Here is an 18,062-nt window from a genome sequence, read left to right as displayed (position 1 = left end):
GTAGCAGTTCGCTTAGGTATGACCCGTCTTGTCCGGTGATCCCTGTGATGAGTGCGTGCTTTTTGTGGGTCATGAATGTCCTCGTAGAGTTAGCGGTAAGATTTGTGGGTTGCTTCTGTATGTAGCAAGGGCTAGGAGTTAGGGGTTAGGCTCGAAGCCTCTGCTTTAGTAAGCTTTGTGGCTCGATGTGTAACCCTAACCCCTCTGTCTAAAGCCGTATATGTCTGTGAGCGATCGCCCCCTGATTTCTATCAGTTAAGTAACCTTTGATACGATATGCAATTATCGGGTCTGTCGCTAGTCAAGCTATAAATTTGTAGCCAAAAGTACAACCCTTTTCTCATGCTTCTTGCTTATGAATGGCATCTGATTCTGCGGACAAACGAACTGGTTTACTTAGAAGACTGGGACGCTGGTCTGAGCCGTTAAGCTAGATCAAAGGTTGCAATTAACATTTCTTAAAGAAGATCAATTATCCGGATGAATCTCGTCAATTCCGACTAACCAGCAGTACAAAATTCAGTTTTTAACTATGACCTAAATCTGTAACTTGGGATCTAAGTTTATTTTCAGATCAGGAACTTAAATGCCCTTAAGGAACAGATTTTAGAGCGCTGAGATCGCCTCTTGAAATTACCATCCAAGGCGAAAGATACCCCTTTACATCTGTTTCAAGCGTTTCAAGAGGCGATCGCCTTTCATCTTACCTAAAGCCCAAACAATCGCAGGATATTCACAATCGGAAATATCTGCCCAATAGGTGTTGTGATCGTTCCTAACGTATCCGAGAAACTGGCCAATCCCGATCGCCCAACCACAATGACATCATTACCCCGCAAGCCCGGATTATCCGCATCATTCAATGCATTGGCAAAGTCGATTTCAATCGTGCGTTCTGCCACCGTTCCATCGGGATTCAATCGAATCAGCTTCACCGAATCGCGCCGCGCTCGACGATTGTTAAAGCCACCCGCCGCCAAAATTGCCTGATTAAGCGGTGTATTCGGCGGCACTTGCACAATCCCTGGTTGATTGACCTCGCCCACCACATAAACCTGAATCGACGCTGGCGAGAAGGTTGCGGCCGCTAGCTCCGTTGCTTCTGCTGGGTCGAGTTCGGTTGCCACCGGAATGTACACAGTGTCGCCATTTTGCAACACTGTGTCCTGGTTCACATCACCCGTTTGCAGCAGCCTCCACAGATCAACATCCAGCGTTTGCACGCGGCCACTGGCGGTTTGGCGGCGCACCTGGATCTGTCGGACATTCGCCGTTTCGGTAATGCCACCTGCCACCTGAATCGCGCGAGTCACTGTGGGAATTAGCGCTTCAGCATTATTGCCGCCTGTGCCAAGCGCTAGAGTATGCGTGCCCGGCCGCTTCACCTCACCCACCACCACAATGTCAATTGGGCGGCGCGTTGCGGCATACAGATTGGCTCCTGCCAAGCGGCGAGTTTCCGCCAGATTCAGCGTGCTTGCCGCCGGGATCTGAATCGTGTCGCCGTCTCGGAGGGTAATATCTTGAGTCAGGTCGCCCTCTTGCAGCAACTCCCAGAGGTTCACGGTAATCAGTTGTGTCGTGCTTTGGGTCGGGCTGAGGCGCTGGGTGCGGCGAATTTGGATCTGGCGGACATTGGCCGACGAGGTGACTCCCCCCGCATTTTGCAGAGCGGTCGTCAGCGTTGGCAACCTACCGGCAGTAAGCGTTTGCCCCCCCTGATCGCCCGATATGTTGAAGGTATATGATCCGGGGCGATCGATTTCTCCAGCGACGCTATAGCGAATCGGACGGGGAGACAGCAGGCTCAGGGTGACAATCGGACGGCGATAAAACGGCGCATAGCGGGCAGAAATCGCAGCGGCGGCCTGCTGAAGCGTTAGTCCTTCTACAAACACAGACCCGGCCAGGGGCAAGTTGAGCGTGCCGTCTACCAAAACTTGCTGGGGGCCGGTGTATTCTGGTACTCGAAAGATTGTGACCTGGATGCGATCGCTCGGCCCCAGGGTATACGCATCCTCAATAAACACAGACTGGGCAACAGAAATTGGCGCTGCGGGCCGCAACTGGCTATGGGCAGGCAAGGCAACACCGCTCAACACGATTAGCGCACTTGCAACGGAGGCAGTGTGTTTTTGGAAGTTAGACATTGCGGTAAAACGGCCGGAAGATCGGCAGAAAAGACACCAGCGTTTACGGAAGTTATCCGAAAAAACCGTAAGGGGGGCACGCTTTCTTCTGCTATTTACACTGCCAGGCACTCGCAACCGGATTAATACGTGAAGTTCATGAAGGGAATACAGCGCCGTCTGTAAATCTATGGTGGGCTGTTTGAGCAGTGCTTTCAGCGCAAAAAGCGCTTGCATTGCTCCAATATGCTAACCGCACAGTCAGACATAGCCTGTCTGTCCCTATTAAGATAGAGGCCTTACTTGCTAAATGGGCGATACTGGATTCGAACCAGTGACCCCTTCCGTGTGAAGGAAGTGCGCTACCACTGTGCTAATCGCCCGCAGTTTTTTAATGTAGCACAAGCTTTTTAAATCAACAAACTTTTCAAAATACCGATTTACTCGCCCCCCTGCTCAACTCATGGGCTTTTGCACTACCATAGAAAGGTTGTAAAAATCTGAACCGTCGGCAGCTATGGCAGTTCCTAAGAAGAAAACCTCCAAATCAAAGCGCGATCAGCGCAAAGCCACCTGGAAGCGCAAGGCCGCTCTGCAAGCTCAGCGTGCGCTGTCTCTGGGCAAGTCGGTGTTGACTGGCCGCTCCACAGGCTTTGTCTATCCCCAACCGGAAGAAGAAGAAGAGTAGAGACGAGACGGATGGTGGCAGATCGTCTGACCCTGCATTAGCGCCCCTGAGCATGGTTCATGCTGTCAGCGCATCATGCTTCAGCGCAATAATTTGGGAAGAGGCGATCGCCCCTATTGGTGTGAATCTATAACCCAACTAAAACCCACCTAAGCGGACTCTATGCTAGGCAAGTTTTTTAAGCCCCCCGCACCAGAGCAACGGGATCGAGTTCCGCCTGGGCAACACCTCGCCAGCGGCTTTCCAGTCCTAACCTACGGAGCAACCCCCGACATTTCCAGCGATGTTTGGGAGCTAAAGATTTGGGGACTCGCTGAACCGCTGACCCTGACCTATGCAGATCTTTTGAGCCTGCCGCAGACGGAATTCACGGCTGATTTTCACTGCGTCACAACCTGGTCAAAGCTGGATGTCCAGTGGACAGGCGTTAAGGTGACCGATCTGATGCAGCGAGTCAATCTTAATCCCAGCGCTACCCACGTCATGCAGCACAGCTATGGTGGCTACACCACGAATCTGGAGCTAGCTGACTTCTTGCGAGAAGAGAACTTCCTGGCCCACACGCTGGCGGGCGAGCCTCTGCCTGCCCCACACGGCGGCCCAGTTCGGCTGGTGGTGCCGCACCTCTACGCCTGGAAGAGTGCGAAGTGGATCAACGGGCTGGAATTCCTAGACCACGAAGAATTGGGCTTTTGGGAAAGAAACGGGTATCACCGCCGGGGGGAACCCTGGGCAGAGGAACGGTACAGCGACTAATCTGCAAATCGCTGCATCACACATGCATGGCATAAATGTCCCATCAGCCAAAGTTCAGCAGCTTGGCGACTGCTCTTGGCGATGACGCTCTTGGCCATGACTCAATGGCTCCGACTTAGCACATAGTCAGCCAACTGAATCAACGCCTGACGGGACTCTGAAGCAGGCAAAATGCTGATATGCTGCACGGCAAGCTGAGCATGGTGGTTGGCTAACTCGCGCGATCGCTCTAATCCTCGACTGTCTTCAATCAGCGCTAGCGCCTGTTCCAGATCGCCCTCTTGGGCAAACTCCCGCTCGATTAGCACTTCCAGATAGGGTTTTTCCTCAAGGGCGTAGAGCGCTGGAGCGGTCAGGTTGCCGCTTCGCAAATCGGAACCCGCAGGCTTGCCCAAGGCATCAGCAGAACCCGTAAAATCTAGCAGGTCATCCACGATTTGAAAAGCTAGACCGATATGGCGACCATAGCTATACAGGTGGTGACAGGTCTCTGGCGAGGCATCACTCAGCACGCCTGCTGCCTTGGCACTGTTGGCAATAAGGGACGCGGTTTTGTAATAGCTCTTGTCGAGATAGGCTTCCAGGCTGGTCCCCGTGTCAAAGCGATTTAGCCCCTGCTGAATCTCGCCTTCAGCAAGATCCATAATCACCTGCGACAGCAGCTTCACCACTTCCAGGTTGTCCAAATTTGCCAGATACCACGAGGACTGTGCAAACAGGAAATCACCCGCCAGCACTGCTACCCGATTGCCAAAGCTGCTGTGAACCGTCGGCACACCCCGCCGCAGTTCCGCCTCATCCACTACATCGTCGTGAACCAGGCTGGCGGTGTGGATCATTTCGGTGATCTCAGCCAGGCGGCGGTGTCGGGGCGTGATGTCGGGGATGCTGGTGGCTCTGGAGATGAGCAGCACAATCGCTGGTCTCAGACGCTTTCCACCCGCCCCAAACAGGTGCTCCGCTGCCGCGTAGAGGATGGGATGGCGAGCACCGACCAGTTGCTTCAAGTTGTCCGTCAGTTGACAGAGATCGGCATCCACAGGTGCAAAGAGAGAGGTGACTGAGGTCATGGAGACGCAGCGATATACTTAGTTACGAAATTTTACATATTTGCCTTTATTCTAAGCTACCCCCTCCCATCTGTGGGATGAAATTCCTGATAGAAATGCCAGAGTTCACTGAACTGATAAGCCTTTCAGGATTATTACAGTTTTGTAAACATTCTCTCATGAACTTGACTGATATGTTATTCTTATAACTACAAGGTATCCAACAACTAAATATTTTGAGAACCTTCCTCTGGAAGTTTTTTCTAGAAGCGCCACCTAAAGGGCGGCTCCGGGACTGCTACTTGCCTGGCAGCTTATGAGCGTGTCTACCCGGCGGCCTCTGTCTGGCAGGTTGCTTTTGGAAGGTTGGTGCAGCAGGCGGCGATCGCTGTCTTCAAAGCTCTGGTACGAGAACGTTAAGCCACGGGTCTTTCTGAAGGTCTTTGTGTCTTCTGTTCTCGCCAAGAGTTTTGGTCGCCGCTTCCCGTGCTGCTGAGCTCAGGGTGAATGACCTTGGTGATCCTGTGAATGGGACCGCATTTGTTGTATCAGATGTTGTTCCAGATCTGGTCACGAGGCATTTGCTACCAGCGTCTTGGATTCTGATTCAGATTATTGACCATCTGGGTCAAGGAGCTGGTTTCGGCTTGCTCTCAAGGCTTTGTTTTTTTCAATACTTCGTTTGACGAGCCAGATGCATCGCCCATCGGTCTGGAGTTTACCAGGCTTGTAGGTTGCAGCATTCGGCTGTAGACGTGGACGAGTGATGTCTGCCAAGCCAGAGGCAATTGCTTTTGGGCGATCGCCCTCGGGGGTATTTGGTAAGGTGTCGCTTCTGGTTGGGTTACGGTCGGTTTGGTTACGGTTCACTGGCTGGATGCAAGACTTACTTGCGGCAGCGCAGTGACTTGTTTTGCTCAGATTTGATTTGCTTATGGGTCTTTCGACCCCTTCCCTATATTTTTCCTGTAAACCGTAATGTTTAATGGAATGGTTCGCCATGGCTTCCTTCGGTATTCCGCTCACGATTCCCATCCTGGCTGCTTTTTACCTGCTGGCAGTGTATTTGCTGCTGATGGTGGTGCAGCGATCGCAGCCGTGATCCTTGCCCCACAGGCTTCATAGCTTTAGCCACGAAATGCTTTAGCCACAAAATGCTTTAGCCACAAACCACGCTCTATGCTACGCAAGCTCTCAGAAACCCTCCGAACCGCGCCATTGTGCAGGAAACGGAGGGTTTTCTAGTTCGTCGAAAGGCATATTCGATCTGGCTGCTATCCCGCTGGCAGCCCTAATCGCGGTTAATATCATCCACCGTGCGGAAAATATTGAACAATGCACCAATCGGGTTCAGCACCGCCCCAACCGCTCCACCAATTACCCCCAGAACATCAGTCGTCCTGGCCCGACCCGAAGGGCTAACCACCACAATGTCATTGCTTCGCAGAATCGGGTTGGTTTCGTCGTTCAGGTTAGCCGATAGGTCTACCGGAATTTCGCGTCGAGCCACGGTTCCATCTGGATTTAGCCGGATTAGCGTAACCCGGCCCTTGGATGCCCGAACATCATCAAACCCGCCCGCCGCCAGGATTGCCTGATTAAGAGACGTGTTTGGGCTAACAGAAACCGTGCCCGGCCGAACCACTTCACCTACCACATTGACGCTGATCGTGTCGGGAGAGAAGCTAGCAGCAGCGAGACGCTGACTTTCATCAGGATTCAAAGCCGTTGCCGTGGGCACGATCACCGTATCGCCATCCCGCAGGGTCACGTTTTGCTGCAAATTGCCAGACTGCAAGAACGCCCACAAATCAACCAAAATGACCTCTTCGGTGCCATTCAGGCGCGGGCGACGAACTTCCACATTTCGCACGTCTGCAAGCTGCGTAATGCCGCCTGCGGTCTGAATCGCTTCAATAACCGTGCGAAGTTCCCCTGCTCTGGCTTCGCCACGGGTTTCTAGCGTGGTCTGTCCGGCCGGGCCTGTTCCCACGCTTTGTCCTGTTGTGTAGGCTCCAGGACGGTTCACTTCGCCGACGATCGCCACTCGCATGGGGCGCGGTGTGAGCAGCGTCACCGTCACAATCGGCTCCCGAATAAACTCGGCATAGCGGCTGGCGATCGCATCTGATGCCTCTTGCAGCGTCAGTCCCCGCACATTGACTTTGCCAATCCACGGCAGGTTCAGCGAACCGTCTACCAACACCGAGTAGCGAGCATTTTCGCCGCTCAGGTTGGGCACGTTGAAAATGTCAATTTGCACTGCATCGCCTGCACCCAGGACATAATCGGACTCGTAGTTGGGCGGCAGTGGGCGGCCCTCCGGCGGCATCGGTGCGGCAGGCTGGACATTGGCGCTGGCATTGGCGCTGGCATTGGATGGAATGGCGGTCTGCGCCAGAACGGGGGCAGTGTAGAGCATCACCAGCCCAAAGGCGATCGCCCGCACAATCCGACGAGGGGCTTGCTGGGGTCGCTTGGGCTGACTGGGGGCAAACGACGTTTCAGGACAGGAAAACAGCATATCCAACCAGACCTCAGGGTGAACCTGACTGTGCGTTGTCAGGGGTGGGCAGGATGACGGGCAGTAAAAGCAGGGGAGAAATAGCAGGCGAGAAATATCAGGGGAACAAGGGGGGGCGATCGCCGAATTTCAGGGAAAACGACTCGGTATCTAAACCTGAATCTAAAACCGACGATTAGTATCGTTGATTATCAATATAGAGAGCAATGGAAAGCAATATTGCAAGATTAATATAGCAGTCCTTTTTGGAAAGCAAAATCCAACGCCTGAATCGCTCAAGCCGCCAATTAAAACCTTAAAAATTGAGGTTGGGCCACCCAAGGAGAGTTGCCCAACCCGAATGAAACCTAAGAGAAACCTAAAAGAAACCTGAAAACCAAGCCTGGAAAAACCTTGAATGCCAAGGACTGTCAGGACTCGCTGGGAGATGGGCAAGAAGATGTGCAACTTGGCCAATTCCCTCACCCTAGATTCCTCTCCTGGAGCGGGACAGGAACTTCAAGCCTCTCTTGCTCCCCTTCTCCCAAGTCGGGAGAAGGGGTTAGGGGATGAGGGCAGATTGCAAGTCGCACATCGCGTTGCTTAAATCAATGCCGGAACCTTGGCTGGGGCAAAGTATGCATCTTGCTCAGCCCGCAGTTTGTCGCACAGGCGACCGGCTGGAAGTTCCACATCATCGTAGGTCAGCACCTGATCGCGGGGGATATCGCGCTTCAGACGACACCCTTCCGCCAAGCCCATCGGCAGTAGGCGCTGCGCCTGCGTAATTTCCGCTGTTTCGCACTGGCCGTAGGTCATGTAGTAGCCGATGCCGTCCAGCGTTTCGCCGGCCTTCAGGTCAATTTTGGCAGTTGCAACGACATCCACCTTGGGCCCCGCTGTGGGAGCGAGAACCGCATCCTGGAACAGCACCACGCGGGCAACGGACAGCGGCACTTCAAAGTGGCAGAGGTGGTACGGCGTGTAGAAGCTGTAGAGCGGCCCTTCGCCAAGCTTGTATAGGTTGAGATAGTGCTTTTGCTTCGGGTCGTCATGAGTCCCGAAGACAAACACGCCGGGGCCCGGACGCACGCCCACAACGTAATCCACAATGCCGCCCAGGGACTTTAGCTCATCCACGTCATACAGCTTGGTGCAGTCGTCGATGTGGCCAGTGTATTTCAGGTTGAACTGCTCAACCAGCGCGTCGGCATTGCGGTTAAAGTCGTAACCATACATGCCGCGTTTGGCGACGGTCATGCCCGTGGCATTGGCCACAATCGCCTGTTCAAAGGAAATCTTGGTGCCGTCGGCAAAGCTCGTCACCATGTGGGCTTTTTGCCCCCACTGCTTGGCAAATCCTTCTTGAGTTGTGGGGTTGCGGTAGGGGTCTTGCAGGCCCTTGATGTTGCCGCAGAGCAAGGGGGTGAGGCCGATGCTCTTGACGAAGCGGTAGAGGTTCATCTGCACGCCGGGCTGGTCGCCATCGCAGGCCGACAGCACCACGCCTGCCCGATCGGCATAGACCTTGAGGATGGGGCCGATGGTTGCGTCTAGCTCGGCGTTCATCAGCACGACGTGTTTTTTGTGGGCGATCGCCTCTAGCACCACCTGCGCGCCAAACTCGATCGCGCCCGTCACCTCGATAACGGCATCAATGCTTTCGGCGCGACACAGCAGCATTGCGTCATCCGTTGCGGCGGGAACCCCCTGGGCGATCGCATCTTCCAGTTCACCCAGCGTCTTCACCGTGCGGATATTGTCCAAACCCGCTTCGCTGTAGGCGCGAACTGCACCCTCTACGCTGCGGTTGAAAATTGCCACCAGCTCCATACCCGGAACGGAATTCACGATCTGATTGGCGATGCCGCGCCCCATGAAGCCCGCGCCCACCATCGCCACCCGAATCGGGTTGCCCGCTTCCTGGCGAGCCTGCAATGCGGTGTCTATGATATACAGCATTTCTATACTCCTACTGCAACGTTCTCAAACAATGCCCAGGCAGCGTCCTTCTCAGAAATGACAGTCACCTCCATCGGCCACTCAATGCCAAAGGCTGGGTCGTCATAGCGGAGGCCGCGCTCATAGCCAGGAGTGTAGAATTCACCAACCTGGTACACCACCTCTGCCCCATCCGTCAGGGCTTGATAGCCGTGGGCAAACATTTCTGGTATATACAGGGCACGGCGATTCTCAGCCGTCAACTCCACGCCGATATGCTGCCTGTAGGTCGGCGAATCGGGCCGCATATCGATAATCACGTCGTAGATCGCGCCCCGCGTGCAGCGAACCAGCTTGGTTTCCGCAGCCGGGGGAATCTGATAGTGCATTCCGCGCAGAGTGCCTGCCTTGTGGTTAAACGACAGGTTGCATTGCGCCACCGTCGGCTTCAGCCCATGCGCCTCAAATTCCTTGGCGCAGAAGGTGCGAGCAAACGCGCCGCGATGATCTTCGCGATAGTCCAGGTCGATGATGAATGCGCCCTTAAGTTTGGTTTCGGTAAAAATCATGACTAGCTCCAGAAGAAATCTTTGTCGATTTGCTGCGTGCGAATCAGGTATTCAAGCTGCTTCAGGCGCGTGAAGCCGCGAGCCTCAAACACCTCTTTCGTCATGTCGATCTGGCTAAACACCTTGCGAAGTTGCTCAGCACCCCGACGCGCATCCCACTCGCATTTGAAACCAGGAAGCTGGGTGTTGATCTTTTCAAACGACACGCGATAGCTGCGGTTGTCCGAGCCGTTGTCGCCAAAGCTGAGCTGGCAGCCAGGGAATGTTTCTGCCACGATCTCGGCAATCTGCTTGACCTGATAGTTGTTCGCCGTGTCGCCCACATTGAAGACCTGATTGTGAACAATGTCACGCGGCGCTTCCAGCGTGCAGATGATGGACTTGGCGATGTCAAGGGCATGGACGAGCGGACGCCAGGGCGTACCGTCGCTGGTCATTTTGATCTCTTTAGTCGTCCAGGCCAGACCCGACAGGTTGTTTAGCACGATGTCAAAGCGCATCCGGGGCGACGCACCAAACGCGGTCGCGTTTCGCATGAAGGTGGGCGAGAAGTTGTCGTCTGCCATCGGCATGACATCGCGCTCCACGAGCGTTTTACATTCGGCGTAGGCCGTTTGGGGGTTGACCGGGGTTTCCTCCGTCACCACGTCCGTAGAGGCGACTCCGTATACGCTGCAAGAGGACATATACACAAAACGGCGCACCCCTGCTTGCTTGGCCAGTTCTGCCAAGCGGACAGACCCCTTGTGATTAATGTCGTAGGTAATATTGGGGGAAAGCTGGCCCGTGGGGTCATTGGACAGTTCTGCCATGTGAACCACGGCTTCTACGCCTTCCAGGTCTTCCAGCGTAATGTGGCGGATATCTTTGTTTAAGGTTTTCGCAGTTTTATCTGTGCCGTTATAGAGCCAGCCGACTTTATAAAAACCTGTGTCTACGCCAATCACGTCAAAGCCGCGATCCAGCAACAGCGGTGCTAAAAGGCTGCCCAGATATCCTTCGGTTCCAGTGACCAATACTTTCATGCTGTGGATTCCTGTGTTGTGTGTACTGTAAACGCTGATATGCCAGACATTCCGGGACTGGCTTGGGCCGCTCAGAAGGGACGAGAAGGTGTGAACAAAAGGGGGATTTGCAGGGGGCGATCGCCCCTAGACCGCTTGCACAGGGGATGTGGCAGGCGAAAACTGTTCGGCAATCTGCTCGGTGACGGCCTTGCCAATCTCCAGCGAGGAGGTCGCTGCCGGAGACGGCGCATTGCAGACGTGGATGGAGTTTTTCCCCTTCACAATCAAAAAGTCGTCCACGAGCTTGCCATCGTTCATCAACGCCTGGGCCCGCACGCCCGCGTGGGTCGGCACCAGATCCTCAGACTGCACTTCGGGGATGAGCCGCTGCAAGCTCCGCACAAAGGCAGCCTTGCTAAACGAACGGATGATTTCCTGGATGCCCTCGTCAGCGTGCTTTGCCGCCAGCTTCCAAAAGCCCGGATAGGTCATCACCTCAGCAAAATCCTTGAGGTCGAAATCGGTTTTCTTATAGCCCTCGCGCTTGAGGCTCAGCACGGCGTTTGGCCCAGCGTGGACGCTGCCGTCGATCATGCGGGTAAAGTGAACCCCCAGGAACGGAAACGCCGGGTTGGGCACGGGATAAATCAGCCCCTTCACCAGATAGCGCTTTTCGGGCGTGAGTTCGTAATATTCTCCCCGAAAGGGCACAATCTTGGCTTCGGGATCGACCCCGCCTATCTTGGCGACGCGATCGCTATGCAGTCCAGCGCAGTTCACCACTAGCCGCGCTTCAAATGTGCCGTTCGTGGTTTCCACAACCTTGCTGTTGGGTCGATCAACGATGCGCTCTACTTTGGTGTTGAGGTATAGCTCGCCGCCCTGCGATCGCACGATTTCTGCATACTTCTGGCAGACCTGCTTATAGTCAGCAATGCCCGTCGAAAACACGCGCACCCCAGCCAGGCAGTTTACATGCGGCTCGATTTCCCGCACCTCTTCAGCCGTAATCCGGGCGACCTGGATGCCGTTTTGCAGACCCCGCTGATAGAGATTTTCCAGCAGCGGCAGTTCATGCTCCTCGGTGGCGACAATCACCTTGCCGCAGACCTCGTGGGGGATGTCATGTTCGCGGCAAAACGCCACCATCGACTGGCAGCCATCGCGGCAAAACTTTGCCTTGAAGCTGCCCGGTTTGTAGTAAACGCCGGAGTGAATCACGCCGCTGTTGTTGCCCGTTTGGTGAAAGGCCCACCGGCTTTCCTTCTCAAACAGGACGATCTTGGCATCTGGGTAGCGACGACCCAGCGCCATTGCTGTGGATAAACCAACGATGCCACCGCCAATAATTGCAAAATCGTACATGAATCTCCGTCCTTAGGATTGGCTATTCGTCGCTTCAGAACCCGCCGAACAGGGTTCGACGCGGTTCGCGCGTTGCGTCAAGTTGCAGCAGTGTTGGTTTAGAAACCCAACCCAAAGCACCCCTACCAGGTCTTCCAAGGGGCTTTTCCTTTTTTCCAGAGTTCGTCCAGGTAGTTCTTATCCTTGAGGGTATCCATGGGCTGCCAGAAGCCTGCGTGCTTGTAGGCAGAGAGTTGACCCATGTGCGCCAGCTTTTGCAGTGGCTCTTGCTCCCACACGGTCGAGTCGTCTTCAACGTAGTCGATGACCTCTGGCTCCAGCACGAAATAGCCGCCGTTGATCCAGGCTCCGTCGCCAACGGGCTTTTCGTGAAACTGGGTAATTTTGGTTTGCTCTTCGCCGAGGGCGATCGCCCCAAAACGACCCTGGGGCTGCACGGCTGTCAGCGTTGCCAGCGTCGATTGCTGCTTGTGAAACTCCACTAATTCAGTGATGTTGACATCACTCACGCCGTCGCCGTAGGTGAAGCAGAAGGTTTCATTCCCAATATGCTCTCGAACGCGACGTAGACGGCCCCCGGTCATCGAGCTTTCGCCCGTATCTACCAGCGTGACGCGCCAGGGTTCGGCATAGCCGGAGTGAATGTTCATCTGGTTAAATCGCATGTCAAAGGTGACATCCGACATCCGCAGAAAATAATTTGCAAAGTATTCTTTGATGACGTAACCCTTATAACCGCAACAAATAATGAAGTCGTTGATGCCGTGGGCAGAGTAGATCTTCATGATGTGCCAGAGAATTGGCTGTCCGCCTATTTCCACCATCGGCTTTGGCTTGATAGATGTCTCCTCGCTCAAGCGAGTCCCCAATCCTCCAGCTAAGATGACTGCCTTCATAGGGTTACCCTGTGTAAACTCTCTAATCCTATTCTCAAGCAGACTCGCAGGAATGCTCGTAAAATTTCGAGGATCTGAAGTGAAGATCAAGTAAAGTAGCGGGCTAGCAGGATATTTACAGAGAATTTCATGTGAGATTTTTGACGAATTTACAGAGACAGGTTCATGATTTCCTTATTTTTTTGAGCAGATAACTCGTGGAATTACATAGGTTTTGAAGGCAAGCTGTACAGTCACCCGATCGGAAACCTGTCTTGAACGTCTGGGCTACGTGAATTCACGCGAAGTCATTTGAAATTAGAGCCAATCTGTAGAACCAGTCTATAGAGCCAATAGAGCCAATCTATAAAGGCAATCGAGCTTAACGGATCTTGCGAATTTGCCCCTTGCGTAGGCCTGCGGACTTAGAGGCTTAGAGGTTGGCGATCGCCACTGCTTCCATCGGCTCTGCCAGCGGAAAACCAAACACTCGCGCATAGAAATAGAGTTCACCGTCCAGCGCCCGTTTAATGTTCTCTGCTTTGCGGAAGCCGTGTTGTTCGCCCTGAAACAGCACGTAGGCAACGGGCAGTCCCTTTTCTTGCAGCGCGTTGACCATCATCTCCGCCTGATTGGGCGGCACGATTTTGTCTTCATCGCCCTGGAAAAAGATGAGGGGGCAGTTGAGCCGATCGATGGCATAGATGGGCGATCGCTCGATATACAAATCCCGGCGGGCGGGGTAGGGGCCAATCAGCCCGTCCAGATAGCGCGATTCAAACTTGTGGGTGTCCTTTGCCAGCGCCTCTAGATCGCTTACGCCGTAGTAGCTGGCCCCAGCTTTGAACACATCGCGAAACGCCAGCGCCGCCAGGGTGGTATAGCCGCCTGCGCTGCCGCCGTCGATGCAGAGGCGATCGCCATCCACCCAGCCCTGGTCTGCCAGATACTTCGCGCCATTCACGCAATCGTCTACGTCCACAATCCCCCAGTTGCCCTTCAGCCGTTCGCGATACTCGCGCCCGTAGCCCGTGCTGCCGCCATAGTTCACGTCCAATATGGCGATGCCCCGGCTTGTCCAGTATTGGATACTGGGGCTGAAGGTGGCGCTGGTGGCAGCGGTGGGCCCGCCGTGAATTTTCACCAAAAGCGGCGGTTTTTCCCTGGTGGGTGCAATGAAATCCTGATTTTGGGGCGGATAGAAAAAGCCGTAGGCAGTGAGGCCATTTGTCGTGGGAAACTCAATTGCCTGCGGTACAGAAATATAGCCAGGATCAATTTCCAGGGTGCTAGAGCGGCGCAGTTCCGTGATTTGCCCCGTAGATAGGTCGAGATGGGCGATCGCCCCCGGTTTGGTCGGCGAACCCGCGCCAAACACCACCGAGGAACCCGCCACCTGAAGGCCGCCAATGCTGGTGTAGGGGGTGGGAATCTCAGTGAGTTCCAGCGTGCGCGTGTGCAGCCGCGCCAGTTTAGAAACGCCGTCTTCGCTGTAGGTGCAAATCAGCGACTCTGCCGACTCAAAGCCGTAGGTAGACATGCCAAACACCCACAGCGGCAGCCCAAACTCGGCAGACTTGGGACAGAGCGGTTCTGGCGTGGCAGTGGCAGCGTTCCAGCGGTAGAGGTTCCACCAGTTCGTGCGATCGCTCACAAAGTACAATTCCCCATCCGGCGACCAAGCGGGCTGAAAAATCGACTCCGCCTCGCCGCCGACAATCTTCTGCGGTTCTCCCAAACGACCGTCTGCATTGACCTCCGCAACCCACAGCGTCGTGCCGTCCCACGGCATATTCGGATGGTTCCACTCGATCCAGCACAGCCGCGAGCCGTCAGGACTCAGCCGGGGAAAGGCGTAGAAGTCGCTGCCCGACACCAGCACCGTTCCTGCATCCAGCCCTCCATCTGTGGATGAGAGGCTGATAGACACGATTGTATTCACAGGTTCATGATCATTTTGGGAATGATCTTCGCGCACGCAAATAAGGCGATTTCGCACGCGATCGCACACAGCATCGGCATAGCGAAATGCACCTTCGGGCGTAATTGGCTGCGGCGCTTCACCCGGACTTATTTGATACAAGCGCTGATCCGCAAAGTTCGAGAAATATACAATGCCATCCCGCACGATGTACGCGCCGCCGCCATACTCATGCACGCGAGTCCGAACGTTAAACGGTAGAGGAGTGAGATCCTGTGTGGAAGCATCTGGAGCATTGGAGGGCGATCGCCGCACCACCACGTTGCGCCCGCCCTCCGTCGGTCGCCCCTCACTCCAGTACACATCGCCGCCATCCAGCCGCACCTCCCCTAGGCGCAAGCTTCCCGCCACAATCAGGTCTGAGGTGATGGGCGATTTCCAGGAGCCAAAGGGGGCAATCTGCGGCATAGTCACGGGTTTCCTGCTAACGTGTGCGGATCAAAGGGAGTTCTCACATTCGATGTCTGGCACAGGATGTCTGGCACAGAATGTCTGGTGCAGGATGTCTGGCACAGGATGTCTGGCACAGGGCTTGATGGCAGTTGCATAAGGGCTGATGGCATCCTGACATCGAGCCTACATTCAGGAAAAGCCTGGGTTCAAACCCCTAGCTTCACAAGCCCATCTAGCTGCCAATGTATCGCAGAATAGCCCGGAGTTTGCGGGTTTGCCGATATCATAGGCTTCAAAATTTGAGAAACCGACCGTGCCTGCACATAACTAGGACTTACGCAGTTGGACAATTTCTCGCGAGCGCAGCCCGCGAGAAATTGTCCAAAATCCAGAAAGCCTATCGCAAGTGCGTAAGTCCTGATCGCATAAACTTCAGCTTTTTGGAGAAACTGCATGAAGGTTGCTGTTTTTAGTACCGAACCTTACGATCGCAAGTTTTTGGACGCTGCCAATGCCGCTGCTGGATCGCCCCACGAACTCGTTTATTTTGATGTCCGTCTGGAACCCAAAACGGCGCTTCTTGCGGCTGGATTCCCCGCAGTCTGCGTGTTTGTGAACGATGATGTCAGTGCTGACACACTCCGCGCCTTGGCAAACGGAGGAACCCGCCTCGTCGCTCTGCGCTGTACAGGATATAACAACGTCGATTTGGAAGTGGCCGCCGAGTTGGACATGAAAGTCGTGCGGGTCGTTGCCTACTCCCCCTACTCCGTCGCGGAACATGCGGCCGGGCTAATTCAAATGCTTAATCGCAAGCTATACCGAGCCTATAGCCGTGTCCGAGACGACAATTTTTCGCTTAACGGACTACTGGGCTTCGATCTACACGGCAAAACAGTTGGCGTAGTGGGTACGGGCAAAATCGGCGTAATCTTTGCCCAAATTATGCACGGCTTCGGCTGCCACCTGCTAGGTTACGACCCTTACCCCAGTCCCAAGTTTGAGGCGCTAGAAGATGCCCGCTATGTGGATCTGCCAGATCTGCTGGCTCAGTCGGACATTATCTCGCTGCACTGCCCGCTGACCCCTGAAAATCATCACCTGATTAATGCCACCACGATCGCCCAAATGAAAGATGGTGTCATGCTGATCAACACCAGCCGGGGCAAGCTGATTGACACCAAAGCGGCGATCGCAGGCATTAAATCAGGCAAAATCGGCTACCTGGGCATCGATGTCTACGAAGAAGAGGAGGAGCTATTTTTCCGCGACCTCTCCGACACCGTGATTCAAGACGACACGTTCCAGCTTTTGCAGTCCTTCCCGAACGTCGTCGTTACGGCACACCAGGCATTCTTTACTCGCGAAGCCTTGAACGACATCACCACCACCACCATCACTAGCATCAGCGACTTTGAGCAGGGCAACCCGCTCAAGGACGAGGTGAAGCTGCCCCAGAAGGTCGCCACGCCCGCCTGATCCCCTGAATAAAATAATTTGTGGAATTGGCATAAGACTTACGCAGATGGACGATCAACTGGGGGGCATCCCAGTTCTGCAAATTCGCCCTCATCCCCCAGCCCCTTCTCCCAAAACAGGAAAAGGGGAGCCGGATTCAAAGTCCCTCTCCCGCTCTGGGAGAGCGCTTTAGGGCGAGGGTTACAAAAGTGGGATGCACTCGTCAACTGAAGCCTTTGGTCAGGCTTTGGGCTGTTTCGTAGACCACGGTTCCCCAAAGGTCGTATAGGGAGTTCGGGTTACCTAAGAGGATGTTTGAAAAGGTATCGCCTGTAATGTTAAGCACTCAGAGATCCCCCCTAGCCCCCTTAAAAGGGGGGGGAACCGCCTATTCCCCCTTTTAAGGGGGATTTAAGGGGATCTTGCACGCTTTGCTACAAACAGTAGGACTTTTCAAACATCCTCTAAGCGATTCGGAGGCAATCACTGCAAAAATCACTGCAAAAATCACTAAAAAAAGCTGCTGTGGTTTCACAGCAGCCTCTTTATTAAGAACTGAAGCAGAGCTATCTAAATATGCCAAACACGTTTCACAGACTGCTCTATAGCTGAGGCATGTAGGACTCCTTCTCCGGCACGTCTACATACTCAGCCACGATGCGGCGGAACTCGTCACCGTCAATCGTTTCCTTTTCAATCAGCAGATCGACCAAGCGATCGATCACCACGCGATTGTCTCGAACGATACGGCAAGTTTCCTCGTAGCAATGTTCCACGATAGAGCGGACCTGGGCATCAATCCGAGCCGCGATCTCTTCGGAATATTCTGAGCGAGTCATCCAGTCGCGCCCCAGGAAAACCTCACCCTGCTGGCTTTCCAGCGACACCGGGCCCAGATCGGACATCCCAAAGCGCGTCACCATTTGCCGCGCCATGCCGGTCACCTGTTGCAGGTCGTTGCCTGCGCCTGTGGTGACTTCGGCATCACCAAAAATGACCTGTTCCGCAGCGCGTCCGCCTAGGGCACCCATGATGCGGGCCAAGATTTGCGAACGAGAGATGAGCGCCTGGTCTTCGCTGGGCGTAAACCAGGTCAAGCCCTGAGCCTGTCCGCGAGGGATCAGCGTCACTTTCTGCACCGGGTCGTGATCCTTGACCAGCGTGCCGACGATGGCGTGGCCAATTTCGTGATAGGCAATTAGGCGCTTGCTCTTGCTATCGACCAAGGGAGTTCCCTCCATACCCGCCACCACGCGATCGACGGCATCGTCGATTTCCAGCATGGTGATTTCGTCCTTGCGGCGGCGGGCGGTGAGGATGGCGGCTTCGTTCAGCAGGTTTGCCAGGT

12 protein-coding genes, 1 tRNA gene and 1 pseudogene are annotated in these 18,062 nt (G+C 54.5%); 3 read left to right on the top strand and 11 right to left on the bottom strand.

Going from position 1 to position 18,062, the window contains the following annotated elements; all coding sequences use genetic code 11:
* Positions 1-707 precede the first annotated feature (707 nt).
* Complete coding sequence (locus IGS51_RS00900; RefSeq protein WP_297074934.1) at positions 708-2,150, bottom strand: SLBB domain-containing protein; 1,443 nt, start codon at positions 2,148-2,150, stop codon at positions 708-710.
* A 290-nt stretch (positions 2,151-2,440) separates the two neighbouring features.
* Positions 2,441-2,512: transfer RNA gene (locus IGS51_RS00895), tRNA-Val, on the bottom strand.
* A 134-nt stretch (positions 2,513-2,646) separates the two neighbouring features.
* Here IGS51_RS00895 and rpmF point away from each other — a divergent pair.
* Complete coding sequence (gene rpmF / locus IGS51_RS00890; RefSeq protein ID WP_297074932.1) at positions 2,647-2,817, top strand: 50S ribosomal protein L32; 171 nt, start codon at positions 2,647-2,649, stop codon at positions 2,815-2,817.
* 162 nt (positions 2,818-2,979) lie between these two features.
* Positions 2,980-3,573: a sulfite oxidase-like oxidoreductase gene (locus IGS51_RS00885; RefSeq protein WP_297074930.1), complete on the top strand. Its 594-nt coding sequence runs from the start codon at positions 2,980-2,982 to the stop codon at positions 3,571-3,573.
* A 101-nt stretch (positions 3,574-3,674) separates the two neighbouring features.
* Here IGS51_RS00885 and sds read toward each other — a convergent pair whose 3' ends face one another.
* The 8 genes from sds to IGS51_RS00845 all read right to left on the bottom strand — a co-directional run bounded on the left by sds (position 3,675) and on the right by IGS51_RS00845 (position 15,271).
* On the bottom strand, positions 3,675-4,643 hold the full coding sequence (sds, locus tag IGS51_RS00880; RefSeq protein ID WP_297074929.1) for a solanesyl diphosphate synthase: 969 nt from the start codon (positions 4,641-4,643) through the stop codon (positions 3,675-3,677).
* 1,270 nt (positions 4,644-5,913) lie between these two features.
* On the bottom strand, positions 5,914-7,146 hold the full coding sequence (locus tag IGS51_RS00875) for a polysaccharide biosynthesis/export family protein (RefSeq protein ID WP_297074927.1): 1,233 nt from the start codon (positions 7,144-7,146) through the stop codon (positions 5,914-5,916).
* Between the two features lie 582 nt (positions 7,147-7,728).
* Positions 7,729-9,084, bottom strand: coding sequence for an NAD(P)H-dependent oxidoreductase (locus IGS51_RS00870; RefSeq protein ID WP_367279220.1), 1,356 nt, complete (start codon positions 9,082-9,084; stop codon positions 7,729-7,731).
* Between the two features lie 5 nt (positions 9,085-9,089).
* The gene (rfbC, locus tag IGS51_RS00865) at positions 9,090-9,635 is read right to left on the bottom strand and encodes a dTDP-4-dehydrorhamnose 3,5-epimerase (RefSeq protein ID WP_068509017.1); all 546 of its coding nucleotides are present in this window, start codon (positions 9,633-9,635) and stop codon (positions 9,090-9,092) included.
* Between the two features lie 2 nt (positions 9,636-9,637).
* On the bottom strand, positions 9,638-10,660 hold the full coding sequence (locus IGS51_RS00860; RefSeq protein ID WP_297074922.1) for an NAD(P)-dependent oxidoreductase: 1,023 nt from the start codon (positions 10,658-10,660) through the stop codon (positions 9,638-9,640).
* 126 nt (positions 10,661-10,786) lie between these two features.
* Positions 10,787-12,007, bottom strand: coding sequence for an L-2-hydroxyglutarate oxidase (lhgO, locus tag IGS51_RS00855; protein WP_297074921.1), 1,221 nt, complete (start codon positions 12,005-12,007; stop codon positions 10,787-10,789).
* Positions 12,008-12,129: 122 nt separating this feature from the next.
* Positions 12,130-12,903: a glucose-1-phosphate cytidylyltransferase gene (rfbF, locus tag IGS51_RS00850; protein ID WP_297074920.1), complete on the bottom strand. Its 774-nt coding sequence runs from the start codon at positions 12,901-12,903 to the stop codon at positions 12,130-12,132.
* Between the two features lie 412 nt (positions 12,904-13,315).
* Positions 13,316-15,271: a S9 family peptidase gene (locus IGS51_RS00845; RefSeq protein ID WP_297074919.1), complete on the bottom strand. Its 1,956-nt coding sequence runs from the start codon at positions 15,269-15,271 to the stop codon at positions 13,316-13,318.
* A gap of 438 nt (positions 15,272-15,709) precedes the next feature.
* Here IGS51_RS00845 and IGS51_RS00840 point away from each other — a divergent pair, with 438 nt between their 5' ends.
* Complete coding sequence (locus IGS51_RS00840; protein ID WP_297074917.1) at positions 15,710-16,735, top strand: 2-hydroxyacid dehydrogenase; 1,026 nt, start codon at positions 15,710-15,712, stop codon at positions 16,733-16,735.
* 581 nt (positions 16,736-17,316) lie between these two features.
* On the opposite strand, the pseudogene IGS51_RS00835 reads toward IGS51_RS00840, so the two are convergent.
* Positions 17,317-18,062: pseudogene (locus tag IGS51_RS00835) on the bottom strand (cell division protein FtsH); the annotation flags it as partial.

The sequence above is a fragment of the Thermoleptolyngbya sp. M55_K2018_002 genome, from assembly GCF_015295965.1.
In the GTDB taxonomy this organism is placed as follows: domain Bacteria; phylum Cyanobacteriota; class Cyanobacteriia; order Elainellales; family Elainellaceae; genus Thermoleptolyngbya; species Thermoleptolyngbya sichuanensis.
Note: the sequence above shows the minus strand (reverse complement) of the source record. Positions and strands in the feature narration are given on the sequence as shown.